Raw genomic sequence first — 18,428 nt, forward strand, 5'->3', positions numbered from 1 at the left:
CAAGCTCTGGCGGGTCGAGCTGGACTGTGATCCGGTCCGGCTTGTCCCCACTGCCAAGCTTGTTGCTCACAATATCGACGAGGTCATCCGGCGCCGCGATCATTGTGGCGGGCGCCATCATTGCGCCAATGCCCGGCCCGGATGCAGGGGCGCCAGTTACCGGCGCGCCGGGGATGGTGGCCGGGCCGGCGGATAAGGGGGCGCTAATCGAGGAGGCCGAGGCTGCCTGGAGCGATGGCTGGCTGTTGCTAACGCTTTCACCGGAAAAAACCGTGACCGGCTTGATATCGGTCTCTGTCAGGGCAGGGGAGGTGCTTTTGCTTTTGGTTGGTTGGCGGGGCTCGCCGTCACCTTCGTCACCGGTCTGGCGCCCGGTCGAGCGGCCTTCATTGGCCGCCGCGCTTGTGGCGATTTCAGCGCTTTTTCCAGTGGGGGGGAGGGCTGCCTCTTTAGCGGGCTCTTTAACCGCAGTGTCGGCCGCGGCGACACTCAATGAGTCGGCAGTACCGGGCTTTGAGCCAGCGTCGAGAATTTCTCTGTTGGCATCCGGGCCCTGGGTTTTGCCGGCGGGCGCTCCGGCTGAGGCTGCCTGCCCCGGTGATGCCATGTCGGCGCGAGTGGCGTCCGGTGCGACGCTGGCTTCGCCGGTGTCGCTCTTCTTATCCGACGGCGCCTTGGCGGACTTATCCTGTATGTCGCTCGCTGCGGCGGCCGGCGGCGTTTCAACAGCTGCCCTGGACGCGTCCGTATTGAGGCCGGCCTGGCCTGCGGGATCGGCATCAGCTCCGGCTTTGCCGCCCACGACAGCCGTATCGGCCTTCACCGGCGGCAGTTCGCCTTCAACCGTCTGGACTTCTTCTCCATCCTTTAGCCCATCTCCCGCCTGCTGGGCCGGTTCGCCGGGTATTGGGTTATGGTAATGGCCGTGGGTTCGCTCGCTGCGGAGGGTTTCGCTGGTGCCATGCGCGTTTGCATCGTCCGAAACGGTCTCGGCCTGGCTCCCGGAAACAGGAGGGGTTGCTACTTCGGCTTTGCCGCCCACGACAGCCGTATCGGCCTTCACCGGCGGCAGTTCGCCTTCAACCGTCTGGACTTCTTCTCCATCCTTTAGCCCATCTCCCGCCTGCTGGGCCGGTTCGCCGGGTATTGGGTTATGGTAATGGCCGTGGGTTCGCTCGCTGCGGAGGGTTTCGCTGGTGCCATGCGCGTTTGCATCGTCCGAAACGGTCTCGGCCTGCCTCCTGGAAACAGGAGGGGTTGCTACCGTATTGGCGGTCTCTGGCGCCTCATCCGCGCCCGTCTCGTCGTCAGCACCATTGTTTTGCTGACGCCGCGAACTCTGAAGTGTTTCGGAAAATTCCCGCCCGTGCCCCGCACGCAATGAGTCCTCGCGCCGGTTCGGGCTCTCCGGCAGGAGATGCGCGATAGGTCCAATGAAAGCAGGCATTCAGCGTCCCCGGTTAAGCCCTGATTAGGGCTCTCTTAACCAAACCTGCCTCACCAGTGGTAAAAGCGGATTTAACGCCAGGACGGCAAATTGGCCCGCTGGCGGAGACGAGAGGCCAAGGAGAGCTCACACCATGATCCCCCTGAACCTGCTCACCCCCAATGCCGACCAGGCCGCGCCCCTGAAGCGCCGCCCGGCTGCGCCCGTATCCCCGCAAGTCGAACCGGTTCAGGCCAGACAGACCCGTTCGGCCGCGGCAGTTCATCCGCTTCGGGCACCCGACACGCCCCGTACGCGCGCGGGCGTGAATTCAGATGCGGTGGAAGATACCAATAAGCGTTTTGAACAGATGCTCTGGGCCGAGATGCTAAGCCATTCCGGCATAGAGGAAGCCTTCACGAAGGGCGGCGGTCAGGCGGCTTCCGCCTTCACGCAATTCGCGGTCGAAGCTATTGCAAAGGATCTCGCGGAAAAACATCCGCTTGGCTTCAATGCGGTGGACCGCGCAATAGAGGCGTATGGAGCCGGTAGCGCCATCGGAGAACAAAAATGAGCGATCTGCCCAATGCCGACGCTGTATTGAACGGTCTCCACGACATTCTCGAAACCGAACACGCGGCCCTGAAGGCGGGAAGGGCAGGGGAGGCCGGCCAGCTTCTTCAGCCCAAGATGGAGGCAATGACGGCCTTCGACATGCTTATGGCCGATCCCCAGCAGCTGCGCGGCCTGCCGGATGTAAAGTCTCGCGTCGGCCGGATCGTGCAACTGGCGACCGAGAACGCCGAACTCTTTTCCGCCATTCGCAACGGCATCGGAAATGCGGTCTCGCGCCTCGGCGCCACATCGGCCAATTCCTATGTTGGCGCCTACACATCGGCGGGCGGCAAGACCGCTTTTTCCAAGGCGACCGGTGGCTACTCCAAAAAAGCTTGAGGCGATTAACCGATTGTCCATGTGTCCCGGGTAGAAAATCGCCACAACCAAGATTGGTTCAGGACAAAAGCCTGCTGTCAGGATGACATGAGTTAGGAACTTCGAGATCGGGTCCCGCCGGCTCGATCTGGAACTTAAAAGGGGATAACTGATGTCCAGTATTCTTACGAACAATAGCTCGATGGTTGCGCTCGAAACCCTGCGCAACATCAACCGCAATCTCGAATCCGTTCAGAATGAAATCTCGACGGGCAAAAAGGTTGCCTCGGCCAAGGACAATGCGTCCATCTGGGCCATCTCGACCGTCATGTCGACGGACGTTGCAAGCTTCGAGCAGATCTCTTCCTCGCTGAACAAGGGCTCGGCGACCGTCGGCGTTGCCCGCGCGGCTTCCGAGCAGATCACCGGCCTTCTGCAGGACATGAAAAACCTGATCGTTGATGCCCAGCAGGACCTCAACGATAGCGACCGTGCAACGATCCAGGCTGACGTCGATGCTATCCGCTCGACGATCACCAATATCGTCAATGGCGCGCAGATGAACGGTCAGAACCTTCTGAAGGGCACTGACAACCTCAAAGTTCTCGCTTCACTCGACCGTGATACCGCTGGCGACACCGCGGCAGCCTTCATCAATGTCTCCCGCGTGGACCTGACGACGACAGGGGCGCAAGACGTTGCGGATAAGGTTGCAGCCGACGCTGGCTATCTGTCTACCTCGGACAGCACGAGCACCTCTGATGAGGCCAAAACCAATACAGACGGTGGCTATCTTAGCCTTTCAGGCGTGACGTCCGACCTCACCGCCTCCGGTGGCAGCGCGACATATACACTTAAAGGCGGCGCAATCGCTGCGAATGACAAGTTCACGGTCAATGTCGGCGGTACGGACTTCACGTACACCGCTCAGGACGGCGACACGATCAACGATGTGGCAAATGGTCTGGCCGCGCTTGTGACGACCGCTGACGGGACTTCGGCCATTACCAACTATGATGATGTGACCGTCACAGAAGCGACTGACCCGCTGTCAGACGATGCGACCATCGCATTTGCTGCTGACTCTGGTGAAACTCTTGCGGTTACCGAAGCAAGCACCGCTTCCACCTCCGAGCAGTCCCAGATCGACGAAAATGACTCCGTCGCCGTCACCATCAAGGGTGGTAGCATTGCAGCGGGCGACACCTTCACTGTCAGCGGCGTAACCTACACAGCTGCAGATGGCGACACGGTCAATGACGTTGCAACTGGTCTCAAGACGCTACTTGATGCAGAGAGCATCACTAACCTTGACGTCACGGTTACCGAGGCCTCCGATGCGGCAACGGACGACGCGACCCTCACGCTGACCGCAACGGGCGGTGATGCAGTGGTGAGCATTGCAGACCTCAACGCTCAAAACGCGGCTGTCGCAGCTGGCGGTCTCGGCGCGCTGAGCAGCCTCAGTGTTGCAACGGCCTCCGATGCAACCGCGGCTCTGAGCTCGATCGAGACGCTTCTCGACAAGGCGATCACTGCCGCGACGACCTTCGGTTCGGCCCAGAAGCAGATCGAAGGCCAGACCGAGTTCGTCCAGAACCTGGTCGACTCGATGAAGTCGGGTATCGGCTCCATGGTCGATGCCGACATCGAGGCAGCCTCCGCGAAACTCCAGGCCCTGCAGGTCCAGCAGCAGCTGGGTGTTCAGGCCCTGTCCATCGCGAACAGCGCACCGCAGACCCTGCTGTCCCTGTTCCGCTAGGCAAGATGAATTGAGACCGGGCGCCTTCGCTGGCGCCCGGTTTTACCTGTTAACCAAGAGTGAGGGCGAGGGTACATGCATAATTTGGCGCACAAGGCATATAGCAACGTCACCAGCCGCACGGCGTCTGACAAGCAGATTGAATATGCCCTGTTCAGCGAAGTTACGAACGCTCTCAAGGATGTGGCGGCGCAGGATGTGCCGCCTCCTGCCGTTTGGGCAGATGCGATTGACCGCAATCTCCAGCTTTGGCTTCTTCTTTCCGTCGATCTTCTAAGTCCCCAAAACGGACTGGAGGACAGTCTGCGCCGCAACCTTCTGACGCTTGCTGAAATGGTCCGGCGTGTCAGCTACAAGGTTCTCGCTGGCGAAACCGACATTTCCGACCTTGTCGAGATCAATGAAACGATCATGAAAGGGTTGTCTGGTGAAGTCAGCCCGAGCCACATGGAGATGAGTGCCTAAATGTCCGGATTGATACTGAAGCTCGCGGCCGGCGAAAAAGTCGTGATCAACGGCGCCCTGCTTGAGAATGGGGACAAGCCGTCCAGCCTGCGGATCGCTGACGCCAATGCGCGGGTGCTTCGTTGCCGCGACGCACTGAAGCCGGAAGAAGTCGATACGCCCGTCAAGCAAGTCTATTACGCCATCCAGCTGCTCATCACGGGCGACCTTGAAGATGACCGTGTGCTGCCCGCCTTGTTCCGCGAGATCGAGCACCTAGAAGAAGTCTTCCGGGCGATCGACCCTGAGGCCATTCCGCAGCTGCGCGAGATGCTGCGCCGGGGCAACCATTATTCGGCGCTCTGCCATATGCGCAATCTGGTTGAGCTCGAAGCCGAACTCTTCCGCCATGCGCGGCTGAAGAACACCTATTCCGAGCCGCGGGCACAGGTGGCCTGACCGGTCATGGTGCAGCCGGCCATCCCCATGTCGGGCCTTGCAGGCTGGTCCTTCCTGCAGACGACCTATTCGCGCCAGCTGGAGACGTTCTCTGACAGCGCAAGCGTGAAGAATGACCGCGCCTATATGAGCGAGAAGCTGTCGAAGCCGATCTCGCTGGATGACTTCATGGCGGACCGGCGCCTCCTGCGCGTCACGATGACGGCGTTCGATCTTGCCGGTGAGGAGTGGAAGGGCGGCTTTATCCGCAAGGCACTCGAAGAGGCGGCAAACCCCGACAGCACCTTCCTCAAGCGGCTCAATAATCCCGCCTATACGAAATTCGCGGAAACCTTCGCTTTCAAGGACGGCACCCTGTCACTCGACGCTGAGAAGATCGATCAGCTGGGTGAGGATTTCGAGACCGCAGCCTTTCGCATCGCCGTGGGCGATGTTGATGAGAACATGCGCCTCAGCCTCAATTATCAGCAGAAGATCGTCGATATCGCCGGAACCGGGGCATCCAATGATGCCATCGCCTACCGTATTCTTGGCAATGTGCCGGTAAAGACCGTGCTGGAAAAGGCGCTGAACCTGCCATCGGACCTTAGCAAGCAACCGATTGAGAAACAGGCGGAGATGCTTCGCGACAAGCTCAGCTCGTCGTTCGGCATTTCCGACCTTGGCGATCTGGTCATGCCGGACAATGTGGACGCCGTCATAAGGCGGTTTCACGTGATGGAAACAGTCAATAACGGGCCCTCTGCGCTGACCCCTGGATACACCGCCCTGACACTGCTCGGCGGCGGTCAGGGCTTTGGCTCCATAGCCAGCCAGAATCTCTTCCTGAGCCTGCTCTAGCTAGCCAGCTTTCGCCTGCGACTGGGCCTCGGGCACGTCCGCCTTGTCGCCATGCAGCAGCGTGGCAAGCCGCTGATAGGCCGCTTTCGTATCCCCGTCATGGCGTTCTGAAATAAAGCCATCCAGCATCGGGAAGAGGTCGATCGCCCGGTCTCCGGCAGCATCCTTGCCCCGCTCATAGAGATTGGCGCGCACCATGGGCGCAAGTTCTTCATAAAGCGCCACGTTACGCCTGTATTCGCCCAAAAGCGCATTCTCTTCGCTGGAGGCGGCGCGGGGCAGCGCCCGAGAGACCGACTTCAGCACATCGATTGCCGGATAACGTCCGCGCTCCGCAATTTCGCGGGAGAGAACGATATGGCCATCCAGGATCCCGCGGATCATGTCGGCAACCGGCTCCTCCATGTCGGAGCCTGCGACGAGAACCGAAAAGATGGCCGTGATGTCCCCCTTGCCCTCCCGGCCGGGGCCGGCGCGTTCGGCAAGCTCCGCAATCGTGCGCACCGTCGAGGGCGGGAAGGCATGAAGGGCAGGCGCCTCACCGCCGATCAGCGCGACTTCCCTGTGAGCTTCGGCAAAGCGGGTAATGGAATCGAACAGGAGCAGCGTATGGTGGCCCTGATCGCGGAAATGCTCAGCTGCGGCCATGGCGCAATAGGCGGCACGTTTCTTGGCGCCGGGCGGTTCACTCGCCGTTGCGGTCACGATGACCGAGCGTGCCCGCGCTTCCGGCGGCAGGGTCAGCTTGGCAAAATCGTTCAGTTCCCGGGACCGTTCACCGATCAGCGCGATGACGATCCGGTCGGCCTGCACGCCATTGGCAAGCGCGCCCAGCAGGGTCGATTTGCCGACGCCGGAGCCGGCAAAGAGGCCCAGCCGCTGGCCCTGACAGAGCGGGATTGCCGTGTCGGTAATCATCAGCCCGGTATTGAGCCGCGGGCCCAGACTCTTCCTCAGATGGCTGGGTGGGGCCTTGCTGATCAGCTTCTTGCGCACAAGCGAGGTCGGCAGCTTGCCGGCCTTCGGGGGCTCATCGACGATTTCGCCGCGATAATTGACGATATGGCCGATCCAGTGGTCGCCGGGTGAAACCGAGGCTTCACGGTCGATATAGGCACGGTCGCCAATCCGTACCTCGTCCGATTCGTCGAACAGGAAGGCGGTGACGCGCTCTTCGGTGATGTTGAGAATTTCGCCGCGTACCGTGCCGTTCAATGTATGGATTTCCACCTCATTGCCGAGGCCGGCATGTGCACTCACGCCTGTAATGCCGACGGTACCGGGGCTCACATCGCTGACCCGGCCCCAGATGCGGCATAGTTCGTGTCTCTGTGGCGCTGCGTGCTGCATTACGTAAACAGAATTCCCGTTTTCATTAACCTTTTATTCAACGTAGCCGGGCACCTTTTCCAAAGAGTTAACCATGAGGGGGCGGTGCCATGTTCGAGGATATGGGGGTCTTCAAGATATACAGTGCGATGGCGCGTCACGCGGCTGAGGCCCAGACGCATGCGTCCAAGAATATCGCGCATTCTGACGACCCGGGTTACCGGGCGACCAGCCTTGAGTCCTTTGAGGACTATCTCAAGCGTACCTCTCTCAGCCCGTCCGAGTCCGAGGCATTCAAGATCACCGATAGCGGCACACCGACCGCCCCTAATGGCAACTCGGTCAGCGTCGAGCACGAACTTTACAAATCGGCCGAAGCAATGGACCAGCATCAGTTGGCGCTCACGGTTTATTCCAAGTCGCTCGACCTTTTGCGTGCGGCACTTGGCAGACGATAAGGGGGCAGGTTGAATGAATTCGCTCAAGGCGACAATGATCCAGGCGATGCAGGGCATGCGGGTGCAGTCCGAGCGTATCGATCTCACCTCACAGAACATCTCCAACGCCGACACGCCGGGCTACCAGCGCAAGATGCTTGTGGTCGATCAGGCGACCAGTGGCGACGCTTTCCGCCGGTTGCGGATCGAACTGGACGGCGTGGAAGGCGAACGCAGCTATGAGCCGACCCATCCGATGGCGGATGAGGATGGCTATGTCACCATGTCGAACGTCTCGGTCGTCACCGAAATGGCCGACATGCGCGAAGCCAACCGGTCTTATGAGGCCAATCTCAACTCATTTCAGCAGGCACGTACCATGTACAAGTCGCTGCTCGATATTCTCAAGCGATAAGGGGGTCATGACAGATGTCAGGGGTGAACTTTTCGGCCTATGCGGCCCTCAGCAGTGTCAAACCCGCTGAAGCGGCCGGCCAGGCGGCCAAACCGAAGGGCGACGCGAATGCCGTGTCCGAAGGCTTTGCGAGCTTCAAACAGACAATGGAAGCTGCCGAGCAGACAGCGGTGAATACGGCCGTTTCCGGCGCGGATCCGCACGCCATGGTCGAAGCGCTTGCCAATGCCGAGCTCGCGCTCGATGCCGCCGTCACCATCCGCGACAAGGTGGTAGAGGCCTATCAGGAACTCCTGCGGATGCCGGTCTAGGCAGCCATCGCGAATGACTGAGCTTGCAATCTTCGAAATCCTGCGCGGCGCCTTCTGGACTGCAACGCTGATGGCGCTGCCCATCCTCGGCGTGACGCTGATCCTTGGCTTTGCAATCGGCCTGCTTCAGGCACTTACCTCGATCCAGGAAATGACGCTGACCTTCGTGCCAAAGATCATGGCTGTGGTCATCGTCTTCTTCCTGACGCTTGGCTACATGACCCAGCTCTGCCTGGATTTCTTCAACAATTCCGTCCTGCCCATCATAGCGGGGTAGGCGATCATGCCCGCGTCCAGCCTTTTCAATCTGGCAAAGCCCACCACGCTTCTGGCTATCGGGCTGATGCTGATCATCCTCGTCATGGTCCTGCCGGTGCCGGCCTGGGTCATGGACATCGGCCTCACCCTCTCCTTTGCGTTCGCCATCCTGATCTTCACGACCGCGATCTTCATCGAGAAACCGCTGGATTTCTCTTCCTTCCCCAGCGTGCTTCTGGCCTCGCTTGTCCTCCGTCTGGCGCTCAACGTCTCCTCGACAAAGCTGATTATCAGCCAGGGGCATACCGGCACCGGCGCGGCCGGGAACGTTATTGAAGGCTTCGCCATGTTCATCATGGGCGGAAACCTCTTCGTGGGCCTCGTTGTGTTCGGCGTTCTCATCATCGTGAACTTCATGGTGATCACAAAGGGTGCAGGCCGGATGGCGGAGGTCGGTGCGCGCTTTGCTCTCGACGCCATGCCAGGCAAGCAGCTTGCCATCGACAGTGACCTCGCGGTTGGCGCGATCAGCCATGAAGAGGCGAAGATCCGCCGTCAGAAGGAACAGGAAGAAGCGTCCTTCCTTGGCTCGCTCGATGGTGTGTCGAAATTCGTCAAGGGCGACGCGGTGGCGGGTCTTCTGATTACCGCGCTCAACCTCATTGCGGGGATTGGCTTCGGCATTGCCGTGCATGGCCTTTCTATTACCGAAGCGCTCAATAATTATTCGATCCTGACGGTGGGCGATGGCCTCGTCTCACAGATTCCGGCTGTGATCATTTCTGTGTCGGCGGCGCTTCTTCTGTCCAAGGGCAAGGATGAGGGCGCCATTGATGTGGCGCTGCTTGCCCAGCTTGGCGCCAACGCGTCGGTCCTCTTCATTGTGGCGGGCCTGCTTGGCGTCTTTGCCCTGATGCCGGGCCTGCCTTTCCTGCCCTTCATGATGGCCGCCGGTCTCTTTGGTACAGCCGCCTATTTCATCCGCGAGCATGAGAAACAGAAAGCGGCCGCCGAAGCCGAAGAAAGTGCCTATGAGGCCCCGGAACCTGCTGTCATCGGCGACTCGATCCACTCCGATGAAATCCATCTCGAAGTCGCCCCCGACCTTGTGTCCATGGTGCTTCAGGGCGCGGACGGGTTTGAAAACCGGGTCGACAAGATCCGCCGCTATATCGCCGAGGAATATGGTTTCGTCCTGCCCTCCATCCGGATGACGGACAATCCGACGCTGGCAAAGAATGCTTACCGCGTGCGCATTCAGGGCGTGAAGGTGGATGGCGGGGTCCTGCGCCCCGGCAATGTGCTGGCGCTGATGGAGGACAAACAGCTGCCACACCTGCAGGGCGAGCGCGTGAAAGAGCCGGTCTACCAGGCCTCGGCGCGCTGGCTGCCCAGCACCAAGGCGCAGGAGCTTGCCGCGGCTGGCGTCCCGGCTATTGAGGCGACAGAAGTGCTCGCCACACACATGCTGGAAATCATCCAGAACAATTTCTCGCTCATCTTCACCCGCCTCGTCATGATGGACACGCTGGATGCGCTGACCCGGCTCAGCGACGCAGAGCGCGCCGCCTCCAACAAGCGTTTCCTCGACGAGTATATTCCCGGCAAGGTGACCCCGGAACAGCTGCTGGCCGTGCTGCGCCTTTTGCTCGAAGAGCGCGTCTCCATCCGCAACCTCTTCCTCATCATCGAAACGGTGGGTGAGGCCAAGGCGCGCACGTCCAATCCCTCCCAACTGGCGGAACTGGTGCGTCAGCGCCTCGGTTTCCAGATTGTCGACCGGCTGCAGGATGGCGAGGGCCGCCTGCCGCTTCTGCAGCTCGGACCGAACTGGGAAGAACAGTTCTCCGCGCATGAGATCACCAAGGAAGACGGCGCCTCGGACATTGCCCTGCCGCCCGACGTCTTTGGCGACCTCACCACATCGATCCAGAAAAAGCTCAACGAGTATGCCCAGAAGGGTGTGACCCCCTCCATCGCGACGACATCGCGCCGGCGCCGTTTCATTCACACGGTGCTTTCCAGCAAGGGCATCCGCAATTCGGTGCTGGCCTATGAAGAGATCGGGTCGAGGAGCAAACCCTACATAGTCGGTGTCGTTTAGTGCCCGATACGCTGCTTGCATCCGGGCAGGCGATCTACTGGATCGGGGCGGTGATGCTGATCATGGCGCGGGTCGGTTTCATCATCTATTTTATGCCGGGTGTGGGCGAGCAGGCCGTGCCGGTTCGGGTGTGGGCGATGATCGTTCTGGTCTTTTCCATCTCGCTCGCCGTCACGGGCGTGGTGGAGATGCCCGTCCTCTCCAGTCTCGGCGAATTCTTCCGTTATCTCGCGCTCGAGGCCAGTATCGGCCTGTTTTTCGGACTGCTGCTGCGCCTCTCGATCTGGATGTTGTCTATCACGGGCACGATCATCGCCCAGGTCATCGGCCTGTCGCAGATGCTCGGTATTGCCCTGGAAACAGAGGCCCAGACGCTCTCGGCCAACATGCTGGCGCTCGCAGGCGCGGCGCTCCTTCTCAGCATGGATTATCATGTCAGCGTCTTTGTCCGCATGGTTTCACTCTATGGCGAGATACCGGCCGGGGCGTTCGACCTGATCGATCCCCAGTTTCTTGTGATGCGCGGCTTCGAAGCCTTTGGCCTTGCTATTATGCTAGCTTGGCCGTTCGTGGCGGTGAACCTGCTCTACAATATCTGCCTTGGCTTCATAAACAAGGCGCTTCCTTCTCTCATGGTCGCCTTTGTCGGCGCGCCCTTCATGATCGGCGCGGGCATCATGCTTCTGGCCTTTTCCATCGCCACGATGCTGGTGGTCTGGACCAATCGCGTGCCCTCCCTCATCGGCTGGCTATAGGAGGGCGGCATGGCTGAAGACCAGAATAGCGGCGGTGGCGAGAAGGAATTTGAAGCCACAGAACAGAAGAAGCGCCAGGCCCGCAAGGAAGGGAATGTCGCCCAGTCCAGAGAGGCGACAACCTTCTCGCTCATGCTGGGCATGGTCATCGCGGCAGGGCTTTTCGGCACAGTGCTCGCGGGCAGCATCTTCAATGAATTCCAGATGATGTTCTATCACGCCGACAGCTATGCGCGGGACATCTTTGTGGGCAGCGGTGTGCAGTCGCGCCGGTGGCTGACCTCGGTGCTTTTCCAGTGCCTGCCCCTCTTTGCAATCCTTGTGGCCCTCGTCATGGCAACATTGCTTGTCCAGGGCTCGGTCGCCTTCTCAACCAAGTCGATCAAGCCGGACATGAAGAAGCTTAATCCGGCAGAGAATCTGAAGAAGAAATACGGCCCCAAAGGCCTTATCGATTTCGGCAAGGACACGGCAAAGATGCTCTTTGCCGGCTTTCTGGCCGCCATGTTCCTCTATTATTTCGTCGACAATTACTATGCGAGTAGCGCGGTCCAGCTTTCGCAATTCTTCCGCTTCACCTTTACCCAGGTGACGGCGGTCATCGTGCTTTTCTGTGTCTTCCAGTTCGCCCTTGGCGCGGTCGATTTCTTCATCCAGCGCCAGCTTCACGCCAACAAGCTGAAGATGACGCGGCAGGAACTGAAGGACGAAATGAAGCGGTCCGAAGGCGATCCGCACCTGAAGCAGCAGCGCCGCGAGAAGGGCCAGAAAATCTCCAAGGGCCAGATGCTGCAGAATGTGAAGGGCGCGACCGTCGTCATGGTCAACCCGGAACACTATGCTGTCGCCCTGAAATGGGAGCCAGACAGCGACATGGCGCCGATCGTCGTTGCCAAGGGCGTCGATCATATGGCCGCGCGGATCAGGGAGGTGGCGCACGCCAATGACGTGCCGATCTATTCCGACCCGCCTGCTACGCGCTCAATCTATCGGCTGGTGGAGGTTGATGAGGAAATCCACACCGAACACTTCGCTGCTGTGGCTGCCGCGATCGGTTTCGTCGACCGGCTGCGCCAGCATCTCTAGGAGGGGCAAATGAAACAGAAGACTGCCAATACGATGAAAAAGCTCGTGGGCATGAAGCGCCAGCAGGCCGAACAGGCGCTGGCTGAGGCGCAGCAGGCGCTGGACCAGGCGCGGGCTGATCTCGTCGCGCTTCGCAACGCTCTTGCGGCCCGGGAAGCGCCACAGGACTATGCCGCCCTTAGTCTCGCTGAGCGCAATGGTCATTCGATCCGCCTCATTGCAAGGGTGAGGGCGCAGGAGGCCATTGTGGCTGAGCGCCAGGCAGACCTTGTCCGCGCGACGGACACGCTGCGCCGGGCATTCGGCTCGCAGCAGCTGCTTGGCGAGACATTGCGCCAGGCAGGCTAGCCCCAACCGCACATGGCTTGCCTTTCGTCGCATGGACAATCATCTCGTTGCATGGTGAAAGGCGCGTAAGGAAAGCAACCGCGCGAAGCGTTGAATAAAGGTCTAAACGACATGTCGACAGGTCTAGTTACTCTCTTTGGCGGATCGGGCTTCATCGGCCGGTACGCCGCGCGCGCCCTTGTCGAGGCCGGTTATCGTGTGCGGATCGCGGTGCGCCGCCCCCACCTTGCAGGCGATGTCCGCCTGGCCGGCCCTCCCGGCTGGATCGACATTACGCAGGCCAATGTCCGCAACCGTATGTCGGTTGAGCGCGCCATCGAAGGCGCAGACGCGGTGGTGAACCTCGTCGGCATCCTTTACGAAAAAGGCCCGCAGAGCTTTGAAGCCGCCCAGCTTGGCGGCGCGCAGACCGTGGCCGAATGCGCGGCCGCCGCAGGCATCAAGCGTTTCGTCCAGATCTCGGCGATTGGCGCAGATGAAGAGTCCCAATCGGATTATGCGCGCACGAAGGCGCTGGCGGAAAAGGCCGTGCGCGACGTCATACCGGAGGCGGTAATCCTGCGCCCCTCCATCGTGTTTGGTCCCGAAGACGATTTCTTCAACAAGTTTGCCGGCATGGCGGCCCACCCGGTCTCCAATGTGGCGCCTTTCCTGCCTGCGATTGGCGGGGGCAAGACAAAGCTCCAGCCGGTCTATGCGGGCGATGTCGCCGAAGCGATTGCGGCGGCTGTCAGCCGTGACGACGTTCTCGGCAAGACCTATGAGCTTGGCGGCCCGCGCACCTACACCTTCCGTGAGATCTATGACTACATCTGCGAGGAGGTGGACCGGAAGCGCTATGCGCTGCCGCTGCCTTACTTCATCGCAAAGCCGATGGGCCTCACCTTCGGCGCGATCTGGAAACTCCCGGTCATCTCGACCGGTATCTTCGGCCCGCCGCCGATCACTGGCGATCAGGTCGACATGCTGAAGACGGACAATGTGGTGGCTGAGGACGCGCTGACACTGAAGGATCTCGGCATCGATGACATCGAAAGCGTCGAGGCCATCGTGCCGACCTATCTCTGGCGCTACCGCGCCTATGGCGAATTCCACCAGAAGGGCGAAGCGTAGGGACGCCTCGTAGAAGTGCTAAGAGGGGTCTTGACGCTGAATTAGCGCTTCCGCGCATCGTGTGTCCTCTGGCTCAGAGCATACCATGTATTGGATTGGATAGACCACGCCGGTCATTCGGACAGGCTTGCCATCGACAAGTTTCGGTTCAAAGCGGAGCGTCTGAATGGCTGAGCGCGTGGCTTCCATAAATCCCGGATGCGTGCACTCAATCTCGATACCGGCTTCAACGAAGCCTTCTTCGGAAACATTGAAGGTAGATTGGCATTCGGCGCTTATGCCCTGCTGAGCCATATCCAGGGGGTATTCGGGGTGGGGAAGAGCGATGGGTTGCGCGTCAGTGTCGGCCGAACTTGGCAGGGCCAGGGTGGCGACCACACCAATTGATGTTACGGCGGCAGCAAGGCCGCCCGTGGTCTTCAACGGGTTACGGATGAGGGTCATGGAGATATCCTTTGCGATACGCTTGGCTTTCATCTGCCGCGACCGGCGCAGATAGGCGTCAATGAAAGTGCGCACCGCATGGCTCGCCGTGATGCCTTCTTTCTCGCAGGCCGCCTTGAAGGCTTCCTTCTTCGAATGGGGCAGACGGACTTCGAGCGTCTCAGACTTCTTTTCGCGATGAGGTTTCATGGGGCACAGCGCCTTCCTGCCAGTCGTGGCGTCTCCATGGTTTGAAACTTGCGCCAGGATTGAAACCGTAAATCCGTCCCGGCGCCAGACATTTCGTGTCCGGACACGCGCAAAGACCTGTGTTTAAAGGGGGCTCGGTGCTGAGCCTAACCGGCCATCATCGGGATCATGGCGATGATGGCGACACCCAGAATGAGCCTGTAGATCACGAAAGGCAGGAAGCTCATCCGGTTCAGAAGGGCCATCAGGGCGAAGATGGAGGCATAGGCGGTCACGAAGCTCAGCCCGGCCACGATCAGCCCGTCCGATAGTGGCACGGTCACCTCTCCGCTTTCGGCGGTGGCGAGTTTGAGGCAGGCATAAGCGCCCGCGATAAGCAGGACCGGCGCGCCGCACAGCATGCCGAAGCGCGCCGCTTCGGTGCGCGACAGGCCGAGGGCACGCGCCGCCGTCATCGTGACACCGGACCGGCTGACGCCGGGAATAAAGGCAAGGGCCTGCGCCAGGCCGATCAGGATGCCATCGCGCAGCTTCATGTCGGCTTCGGTGCGGTGGCGTGGGCCTTTGACGTCCGCCCACCAGAGAAGGAGGCCGAAGACGATGGTCGCGGCTGCGATCACATGCGGGGTGCGTAGAACGTCGAGACCGGGCGCGAGCTCATAGACGAGACCGGCAACGAGTGCCGGCGGTGTGGCCACCAGAATCAGCAGGGCGAGCTTGCCCCCCTGGGACAGGCGGCCATTTTCCCGGCCGATGCCGACAAGCTCGAAGCTCCCGGTGATGACACGAGCCGTGTCCCGCCAGAAATAGGCAAATAGCGCGAACAGCGTTCCAAGGTGCGCCATCGCATTCACCATGAGCTCGTCCTCGCCGGAAATCCCGAACAAATTCGCCGTGAGCAGGACATGTGCGGAAGATGAAATAGGCAGCCATTCGGAGATGCCCTGGACGATCGAAATGATGACAAGCTGAAGAAGTGACATAATTCTCTTTCGGGCCTGCGATTACACCAATGTCTCTACTGTCACGCTTTGGCACCAAAATCACGCCAAAGAAAAACATATCAATACGATATGCGTTAAATTTGCAAAACGCCGTTTTTCGCGCTATATAGACCATCAAAGCAACTCCTATATATCATCTTGATATGTATGGGCTGGATTTGCCTTGCAATCTCGCTGAAAAGCTAAGATAGGGCATGAACTTGCACGAAAGGGATGGGCGCCATGGCGAGCCGCATGCTAAAATTTACGAAGATCAATCCGTCCATGCCGGAAAAGCGCGCGGCTGAGGCGCGCCGGGGCGACTTTCATGAAATTTATGGCGACTATGCCCAGGAAGTCGCAGAGGATCAGGCCGGACGGTGCTCCCAGTGCGGTGTTCCGTTCTGCCAGCAGGGCTGCCCGCTTTCCAACAATATTCCCGACTGGCTGAAACTGGCTGCCGAAGACCGGATGGAAGAGGCTTATCATGTCTCGCAGGCCACCAATAACATGCCGGAGATCTGCGGCCGTATCTGCCCGCAGGACCGCCTCTGCGAAGGCATCTGCACAGTCGAGCAGTCTGGTCACGGCACCGTCACCATTGGCGCGATCGAGCGCTATATCACCGATAATGCCTGGGAGCAGGGCTATGTGAAACCGATCAAGCCGCCGCGCGAGCGCGACCAGTCTGCCGGCATCATCGGTGCGGGCCCTGGTGGACTAGCGGCTGCTGAACAGCTTCGGCGCAAGGGCTATCAGGTGACCGTCTATGACCGCTATGATCGCGGCGGCGGCCTGCTTGTCTATGGCATTCCGGGCTTCAAGCTGGAGAAATACATTGTCGAACGCCGTATCAAGCGGCTTGAGGAAAGCGGCGTAAAGTTTGAGTTCAACGCCTCCATCGGCGAGACACACAAGCTGACCGACCTTCGCGACAAGCATGACACGCTGCTGATCGCGACCGGTGTTTACAAGGCGCGTGATCTGATGGTGCCGGGGGCTGGCTGTGAAGGCGTGCACAAGGCACTCGATTTTCTGACCGCGTCCAATCGCAAGGGCCTTGGCGATGACGTTCCCGAATTCGAGAACGGAACGCTCGACGCAAAAGGCCGGAAAGTCGTCGTCATTGGTGGCGGGGATACTGCTATGGACTGTGTGCGCACCGCGATCCGTCAGGGTGCGACCTCTGTTTCATGCCTCTATCGCCGTGACCGTGCGAACATGCCGGGCTCGCAGCGTGAAGTGGCCAATGCCGAGGAAGAGGGTGTCAAGTTCGAATGGCTCGCCGCTCCCGAAGCCCTGATCGATGACGAGAATGGCAAACTGAAAGCAGTACGTGCTTCCCGCATGAAGCTTGGCGCGCCGGACCCGTCTGGGCGCCAGTCGCCTGAGAAGACCGGCGAGACCTTCGACATTGAGGCCGACATGGTGATCAAGGCGCTGGGTTTTGACCCGGAAGACCTGCCACAGCTCTTTGATGAGAGGGCCCTGACCGTCAATCGTTGGGGCGCCATCAAGGTTGATTTCGCAACGCTGGAAACCAGCCTGCCGGGCGTCTTCGCGGCTGGCGATATCGTGCGCGGCGCCTCGCTCGTCGTCTGGGCGATCAAGGATGGCCGCGACGCTGCCGAGAGCATGCACAAGCGCATGAAGCAGATGGACCGCGCCAGCTCACCCACTCCGGTGGCCGCCGAATAGGCTCTGCCCCTGCCGCGCCTTGCAAGATTTAACCCCTCCAAGGGACCGAACATGACCGACACAATCGAAAAATACCTCAAAGAGCGCCAGAAACTCGTTGAGGCGCACGCCTATGATGAAGAGTTCGAGAAGGACGCTTGCGGCGTGGGCCTCGTTGCCTCGCTCGATGGCAAGCCGAAGCGCGAAATCGTCGAGATGGGCATCAAGGCGCTCAAGAATGTCTGGCACCGCGGCGCGGTGGACGCCGACGGCAAGACGGGCGACGGCGCCGGTATCCGGATCGAAGTGCCGCAGGACTTCTTCCGTGAGCAGGCAGAGCGGACCGGTCACAATCCGACCGACGATCCGATCTGCGTCGGGCAGATCTTTCTGCCGCGCACCGACCTTGGCAATCAGGAGGCCGCTCGCGCCATCGTCGAGACCGAAATCCTGCATTTTGGCTTCTATATCTATGGCTGGCGCCAGCCGCCGGTCGACATCTCCGTGATCGGCCAGAAAGCCGCCGATACGCGCCCGGAAATCGAACAGGTCATGTTTCGCGACAGCCGCGGCCGGTCCGCCGATGAGCTGGAACGCGCCCTCTATCTCTGCCGCCGCCGCATTGAGCGCAAGGCGCGCGAGGCCGCGATCCCGAGCTTCTATATCTGTTCGCTAAGCCACAAGTCACTGATCTATAAGGGCATGTTCCTCGCCCAGGATATCGACAATTTCTATCTCGACCTGAAGGATGATCGCTTCATCTCGCCGATTGCGATCTATCACCAGCGCTATTCGACCAACACCTTTCCGCAATGGTCGCTCGCCCAACCCTTCCGCATGCTCGCCCACAATGGCGAGATCAACACGCTGCGCGGCAACCTCAACTGGATGAAGAGCCACGAGATCAAGATGGTCTCTGGCGCCTTCGGTGATGATGTCGAGGACGTCAAACCGGTTGTGCCAAAAGGCCTTTCAGACTCCGGCGCGCTCGATGCCGTGTTCGAGATTCTGTGCAAGGCGGGCCGCACCGCGCCAATGACCAAAGCGCTCCTCATTCCGGAGGCGTGGTCAAAACGCGCCTCGATCATCCCGGATGAGCATGCGGCGCTATATGC

General features: G+C 60.1%; 20 protein-coding genes and 1 pseudogene. 17 read left to right on the top strand and 4 right to left on the bottom strand.

The features are described from left to right. A partial coding sequence (locus ABNU55_RS14755; protein ID WP_348764510.1) for a hypothetical protein occupies nt 1-1,447 on the bottom strand: 1,447 nt, incomplete at its 3' end. Between the two features lie 133 nt (nt 1,448-1,580). Here ABNU55_RS14755 and ABNU55_RS14760 point away from each other — a divergent pair. The 6 genes from ABNU55_RS14760 to ABNU55_RS14785 all read left to right on the top strand — a co-directional run bounded on the left by ABNU55_RS14760 (nt 1,581) and on the right by ABNU55_RS14785 (nt 5,864). Beyond that, on the top strand, nt 1,581-2,000 hold the full coding sequence (locus ABNU55_RS14760) for a hypothetical protein (protein WP_290753282.1): 420 nt from the start codon (nt 1,581-1,583) through the stop codon (nt 1,998-2,000). Further along, nucleotides 1,997-2,380: a hypothetical protein gene (locus tag ABNU55_RS14765; protein ID WP_290753280.1), complete on the top strand. Its 384-nt coding sequence runs from the start codon at nt 1,997-1,999 to the stop codon at nt 2,378-2,380. The genes ABNU55_RS14760 and ABNU55_RS14765 overlap by 4 nt, the downstream gene beginning before the upstream one ends. Nucleotides 2,381-2,531: 151 nt before the next feature. Further along, nucleotides 2,532-4,121: a flagellin gene (locus tag ABNU55_RS14770; protein WP_348764511.1), complete on the top strand. Its 1,590-nt coding sequence runs from the start codon at nt 2,532-2,534 to the stop codon at nt 4,119-4,121. Between the two features lie 75 nt (nt 4,122-4,196). Beyond that, nucleotides 4,197-4,586 (top strand): flagellar biosynthesis regulator FlaF, encoded by a 390-nt coding sequence (gene flaF / locus ABNU55_RS14775; protein ID WP_348764512.1) that lies wholly within the window; start codon nt 4,197-4,199, stop codon nt 4,584-4,586. After that, the gene (locus tag ABNU55_RS14780; RefSeq protein ID WP_290753273.1) at nt 4,587-5,024 is read left to right on the top strand and encodes a flagellar biosynthesis repressor FlbT; all 438 of its coding nucleotides are present in this window, start codon (nt 4,587-4,589) and stop codon (nt 5,022-5,024) included. A 6-nt stretch (nt 5,025-5,030) separates the two neighbouring features. Continuing rightward, nucleotides 5,031-5,864 carry a DUF1217 domain-containing protein gene (locus ABNU55_RS14785; protein WP_348764513.1) on the top strand — a complete coding sequence of 278 codons (834 nt, stop codon included), beginning with the start codon at nt 5,031-5,033 and terminating at the stop codon, nt 5,862-5,864. Here the strand turns inward: ABNU55_RS14785 and ABNU55_RS14790 are convergent, their stop codons facing one another. Next, a complete protein-coding gene (locus ABNU55_RS14790; RefSeq protein WP_348764514.1) occupies nt 5,865-7,214 on the bottom strand; it encodes a FliI/YscN family ATPase in 1,350 nt (449 codons plus the stop codon). A gap of 89 nt (nt 7,215-7,303) precedes the next feature. On the opposite strand from ABNU55_RS14790, the gene ABNU55_RS14795 reads away from it, so the two are divergent. The 9 genes from ABNU55_RS14795 (at nt 7,304) to ABNU55_RS14835 (ending at nt 14,020) form a co-directional block, all read left to right on the top strand. Next, nucleotides 7,304-7,651, top strand: a complete 348-nt coding sequence (locus tag ABNU55_RS14795; RefSeq protein ID WP_290753268.1) for a flagellar biosynthesis protein FlgB — start codon at nt 7,304-7,306, stop codon at nt 7,649-7,651. 13 nt (nt 7,652-7,664) lie between these two features. After that, complete coding sequence (locus tag ABNU55_RS14800; RefSeq protein WP_290753267.1) at nt 7,665-8,045, top strand: flagellar basal body rod C-terminal domain-containing protein; 381 nt, start codon at nt 7,665-7,667, stop codon at nt 8,043-8,045. Between the two features lie 14 nt (nt 8,046-8,059). Next, a complete protein-coding gene (locus tag ABNU55_RS14805; RefSeq protein ID WP_290753266.1) occupies nt 8,060-8,356 on the top strand; it encodes a flagellar hook-basal body complex protein FliE in 297 nt (98 codons plus the stop codon). A gap of 13 nt (nt 8,357-8,369) precedes the next feature. Next, a complete protein-coding gene (locus ABNU55_RS14810) occupies nt 8,370-8,633 on the top strand; it encodes a flagellar biosynthetic protein FliQ (RefSeq protein ID WP_290753264.1) in 264 nt (87 codons plus the stop codon). 6 nt (nt 8,634-8,639) lie between these two features. Then, nucleotides 8,640-10,718, top strand: a complete 2,079-nt coding sequence (locus ABNU55_RS14815) for a flagellar biosynthesis protein FlhA (protein ID WP_348764515.1) — start codon at nt 8,640-8,642, stop codon at nt 10,716-10,718. Then, nucleotides 10,718-11,473: a flagellar biosynthetic protein FliR gene (locus ABNU55_RS14820; protein ID WP_348764516.1), complete on the top strand. Its 756-nt coding sequence runs from the start codon at nt 10,718-10,720 to the stop codon at nt 11,471-11,473. The genes ABNU55_RS14815 and ABNU55_RS14820 overlap by 1 nt, the downstream gene beginning before the upstream one ends. A gap of 9 nt (nt 11,474-11,482) precedes the next feature. Beyond that, nucleotides 11,483-12,559, top strand: coding sequence for a flagellar type III secretion system protein FlhB (locus tag ABNU55_RS14825; protein ID WP_348764517.1), 1,077 nt, complete (start codon nt 11,483-11,485; stop codon nt 12,557-12,559). A 9-nt stretch (nt 12,560-12,568) separates the two neighbouring features. Continuing rightward, nucleotides 12,569-12,907: a hypothetical protein gene (locus ABNU55_RS14830; protein ID WP_348764518.1), complete on the top strand. Its 339-nt coding sequence runs from the start codon at nt 12,569-12,571 to the stop codon at nt 12,905-12,907. Nucleotides 12,908-13,018: 111 nt separating this feature from the next. Then, a complete protein-coding gene (locus ABNU55_RS14835) occupies nt 13,019-14,020 on the top strand; it encodes a complex I NDUFA9 subunit family protein (protein WP_348764519.1) in 1,002 nt (333 codons plus the stop codon). An 18-nt stretch (nt 14,021-14,038) separates the two neighbouring features. Here the strand turns inward: ABNU55_RS14835 and ABNU55_RS14840 are convergent, their stop codons facing one another. Both ABNU55_RS14840 and ABNU55_RS14845 read right to left on the bottom strand, forming a co-directional pair. Next, nucleotides 14,039-14,653: an energy transducer TonB gene (locus ABNU55_RS14840; protein WP_290753251.1), complete on the bottom strand. Its 615-nt coding sequence runs from the start codon at nt 14,651-14,653 to the stop codon at nt 14,039-14,041. A 146-nt stretch (nt 14,654-14,799) separates the two neighbouring features. Further along, a complete protein-coding gene (locus ABNU55_RS14845) occupies nt 14,800-15,636 on the bottom strand; it encodes an undecaprenyl-diphosphate phosphatase (RefSeq protein ID WP_290753248.1) in 837 nt (278 codons plus the stop codon). A 243-nt stretch (nt 15,637-15,879) separates the two neighbouring features. On the opposite strand from ABNU55_RS14845, the gene ABNU55_RS14850 reads away from it, so the two are divergent. Both ABNU55_RS14850 and ABNU55_RS14855 read left to right on the top strand, forming a co-directional pair. After that, on the top strand, nt 15,880-17,334 hold the full coding sequence (locus tag ABNU55_RS14850; protein WP_348764520.1) for an NAD(P)-dependent oxidoreductase: 1,455 nt from the start codon (nt 15,880-15,882) through the stop codon (nt 17,332-17,334). A gap of 51 nt (nt 17,335-17,385) precedes the next feature. Further along, nucleotides 17,386-18,428, top strand: a pseudogene (locus ABNU55_RS14855) (glutamate synthase large subunit); the annotation flags it as partial.

Source organism: uncultured Henriciella sp. (genome assembly GCF_964005855.1).
GTDB lineage: Bacteria > Pseudomonadota > Alphaproteobacteria > Caulobacterales > Hyphomonadaceae > Henriciella.

Coding starts and splice junctions, on each gene's coding strand:
- ABNU55_RS14760 (WP_290753282.1), top strand. CDS start 1,581: ATGATCCCCCTGAACCTGCTCACCCCCAATGCCGACCAGGCCGCGCCC.
- ABNU55_RS14765 (WP_290753280.1), top strand. CDS start 1,997: ATGAGCGATCTGCCCAATGCCGACGCTGTATTGAACGGTCTCCACGAC.
- ABNU55_RS14770 (WP_348764511.1), top strand. CDS start 2,532: ATGTCCAGTATTCTTACGAACAATAGCTCGATGGTTGCGCTCGAAACC.
- flaF (WP_348764512.1), top strand. CDS start 4,197: ATGCATAATTTGGCGCACAAGGCATATAGCAACGTCACCAGCCGCACG.
- ABNU55_RS14780 (WP_290753273.1), top strand. CDS start 4,587: ATGTCCGGATTGATACTGAAGCTCGCGGCCGGCGAAAAAGTCGTGATC.
- ABNU55_RS14785 (WP_348764513.1), top strand. CDS start 5,031: ATGGTGCAGCCGGCCATCCCCATGTCGGGCCTTGCAGGCTGGTCCTTC.
- ABNU55_RS14790 (WP_348764514.1), bottom strand. CDS start 7,214: ATGCAGCACGCAGCGCCACAGAGACACGAACTATGCCGCATCTGGGGC.
- ABNU55_RS14795 (WP_290753268.1), top strand. CDS start 7,304: ATGTTCGAGGATATGGGGGTCTTCAAGATATACAGTGCGATGGCGCGT.
- ABNU55_RS14800 (WP_290753267.1), top strand. CDS start 7,665: ATGAATTCGCTCAAGGCGACAATGATCCAGGCGATGCAGGGCATGCGG.
- ABNU55_RS14805 (WP_290753266.1), top strand. CDS start 8,060: ATGTCAGGGGTGAACTTTTCGGCCTATGCGGCCCTCAGCAGTGTCAAA.
- ABNU55_RS14810 (WP_290753264.1), top strand. CDS start 8,370: ATGACTGAGCTTGCAATCTTCGAAATCCTGCGCGGCGCCTTCTGGACT.
- ABNU55_RS14815 (WP_348764515.1), top strand. CDS start 8,640: ATGCCCGCGTCCAGCCTTTTCAATCTGGCAAAGCCCACCACGCTTCTG.
- ABNU55_RS14825 (WP_348764517.1), top strand. CDS start 11,483: ATGGCTGAAGACCAGAATAGCGGCGGTGGCGAGAAGGAATTTGAAGCC.
- ABNU55_RS14830 (WP_348764518.1), top strand. CDS start 12,569: ATGAAACAGAAGACTGCCAATACGATGAAAAAGCTCGTGGGCATGAAG.
- ABNU55_RS14835 (WP_348764519.1), top strand. CDS start 13,019: ATGTCGACAGGTCTAGTTACTCTCTTTGGCGGATCGGGCTTCATCGGC.
- ABNU55_RS14840 (WP_290753251.1), bottom strand. CDS start 14,653: ATGAAACCTCATCGCGAAAAGAAGTCTGAGACGCTCGAAGTCCGTCTG.
- ABNU55_RS14845 (WP_290753248.1), bottom strand. CDS start 15,636: ATGTCACTTCTTCAGCTTGTCATCATTTCGATCGTCCAGGGCATCTCC.
- ABNU55_RS14850 (WP_348764520.1), top strand. CDS start 15,880: ATGGCGAGCCGCATGCTAAAATTTACGAAGATCAATCCGTCCATGCCG.